The organism is Roseateles sp. (assembly GCF_031397715.1).
Lineage (GTDB): Bacteria > Pseudomonadota > Gammaproteobacteria > Burkholderiales > Burkholderiaceae_C > Paucibacter_A.
On record NZ_JANNMI010000370.1, the window covers coordinates 1 to 2516 of the forward strand.

At 60.9% G+C, this 2516-nt stretch carries 2 protein-coding genes and 1 pseudogene; all 3 read left to right on the forward strand.

Annotation, left to right across the window (positions count from 1 at the left end):
* A pseudogene (locus RMO57_RS16115) lies at window positions 1–765 on the forward strand (PrkA family serine protein kinase); the annotation flags it as partial.
* Between the two features lie 45 nt (window positions 766–810).
* On the forward strand, window positions 811–2094 hold the full coding sequence (locus RMO57_RS16120) for a YeaH/YhbH family protein (protein WP_310388318.1): 1284 nt from the start codon (window positions 811–813) through the stop codon (window positions 2092–2094).
* Between the two features lie 103 nt (window positions 2095–2197).
* Window positions 2198–2516 (forward strand): SpoVR family protein (locus RMO57_RS16125; RefSeq protein ID WP_310388320.1); only part of this gene is annotated, 319 nt, incomplete at its 3' end.

Genomic DNA, 2516 nt, shown 5'->3' on the forward strand with positions numbered 1-2516 from the left:
GAGAACCTGAAGGACACCGACCCGCGCGCGAAGAGCTACGCGGAGTACCGCGACTATGCGGGCGTCGACGAGGGCATGAGCGGCATCTCGACCCGCTTCGCCTACAAGATCCTGTCCAAGGTCTTCAACTTCGATTCAGCCGAGGTGGCAGCCAACCCGGTGCATCTGATGTATGTGCTGGAGCAGCAGATCGAGCGCGAGCAGTTCCCGGCCGAGACCGAAACCAAGTACGTCGGCTTCATCAAAGAGAACCTGGCGCCGCGCTATGCCGAGTTCATCGGCAAAGAGATACAGACCGCTTATCTGGAGAGTTATAGCGAATACGGGCAGAACATCTTCGATCGCTACGTCACCTATGCCGACTACTGGATTCAGGATCAGGAATACCGCGACACCGACACCGGCGAGGTGTTCGACCGTTCGGCCTTGAACGCCGAGCTGGAGAAGATCGAGAAGCCTGCCGGCATCAGCAACCCGAAGGATTTCCGCAACGAAATCGTCAACTTCGTGCTGCGCGCGCGCGCCAACAACAGCGGCAAAAACGCCTCCTGGACCAGTTACGAAAAGCTGCGCACGGTGATCGAGAAGAAGATGTTCTCCAACACCGAGGAGCTGCTGCCCGTCATCAGCTTCAACGCCAAGGCCAGCGCCGACGAGGCCAAGAAGCACGAGAACTTCGTCCAGCGCATGGTCGACAAGGGCTACACGGCCAAGCAAGTGCGGCTGCTGTGTGAGTGGTATTTGAGGGTTCGCAAAAGCTCGTAGTTAGGGTCTCACCGCAAGAGGACATGCAACTACTTTGTGAGCGCCATGGCACTTCAACAAATCATCGACCGTCGCCTGTCGGGCAAGAACAAGTCGATCGGCAACCGCGAACGCTTTCTGCAGCGCCACAAGGAGCAGGTGCGTGAGGCGGTGCGGCGTGCCATCGATGGGCGCGGCATACGCGACATTCAAAAAGGCGAAGACGTCCACATTCCCAAGAAGGACTTGAGCGAGCCGGTCTTCGGCCACGGAGAGGGCGGCGTACGCGAGGTGGTGCGGCCGGGCAATACCGAGCATGTCAAGGGTGACCGCGTCGCCAAGCCCAAGGGCGGCGGTGGCGGCCAAGGCGGCGGCCAGGCCAGCGACTCCGGCGAGGGCGACGACGACTTCGTCTTCCACCTCAGCCGCGAGGAGTTCATGCAGGTCTTTTTTGAAGACTTGGCGCTGCCCAATCTGGAGCGCACCCAGCTCGCCGACACGCCGGAATGGAAGACTCACCGCGCCGGTTACACCGGCGACGGCAACCCGACCAATCTGCACATCGTGCGCTCGATGCGTGGCGCTTTAGGCCGGCGCATCGCCTTGGGCACCGACAAGCGGCGCGAATTGCTGGAGCTGGAAGAACGCCTGGCCTTACTCAAGCACGAGGACCCCGCTGACCACGAAGTTCAACGCATGCTGGCGGAGACCGCGGCGCGCATCCAACATCTGCGCCAACGCCTCAAAGCCATCCCCTTTCTCGACCCGATCGACCTGCGCTTTCGCAACCGGGTGCGGGTGCCGGTGCCGACCAGCCGCGCGGTGATGTTCTGCTTGATGGATGTGTCGGGCTCGATGGACGAGGGCCGCAAGGATCTGTCCAAGCGCTTTTTCATCCTGCTGTATCTGTTCTTGACCCGGCATTACGAGAAGATCGACGTCGTCTTCATCCGCCACCACACGCAGGCCCAGGAGGTCGACGAGCAGAATTTTTTCCACGCCACCGAGACGGGCGGCACGGTGGTCTCCAGCGCGCTGATCCTGATGGAAGAAATCATCCAAGCCCGCTACCCACGTGGTGAATGGAATATCTACGGCGCCCAGGCCAGCGACGGCGACAACTGGCACCATGACAGCGGCCGTTGCCGCGAACTGCTGGCGGACAAGATCTTGCCGATGTGTCGCTACTTCGCCTATGTGCAAGTGGCCGAACAGCAGCAAAACCTCTGGGACGAATACAGCAAGCTCAGCCAAGAGGTGCGCCATTTTGCGATGCGCAAGGCCACCGAGGTTTCGCAAATCTATCCGGTCTTCCGCGATCTGTTCAAGAAGGAAAGCACGTCCAAATGAACCAGGGGCTGACATGACCGACATCGAAAACCGCCGCCACCGCGCGATCGCCCCCAGCAGCGATGACTATGGCGGGCGCCGCAGCAAGCCAGCCCTCAAGGAGATGAAGCCAGCCGGGCCTCGCCCAGCCAGCCCCCTGCCCGCGCCCAGCGACTGGACCTTCGGCCTGATCGACGAATACCACGACGTCATCCGCGCCACCGCTGAGCGCTACGGTCTGGACACCTACCCGAACCAACTAGAGATCATCACCGCCGAGCAGATGATGGATGCCTATGCCTCGGTCGGCATGCCGGTCAATTACCGCCACTGGAGCTACGGCAAGGAGTTCATCGCTACCGAGTCGGCTTGGGTGGTCACACGGAGACCAGGAACTCTTCACTCGCCAGGAACTGATCGAGAAGTTTTCCTGGAAGAACGTC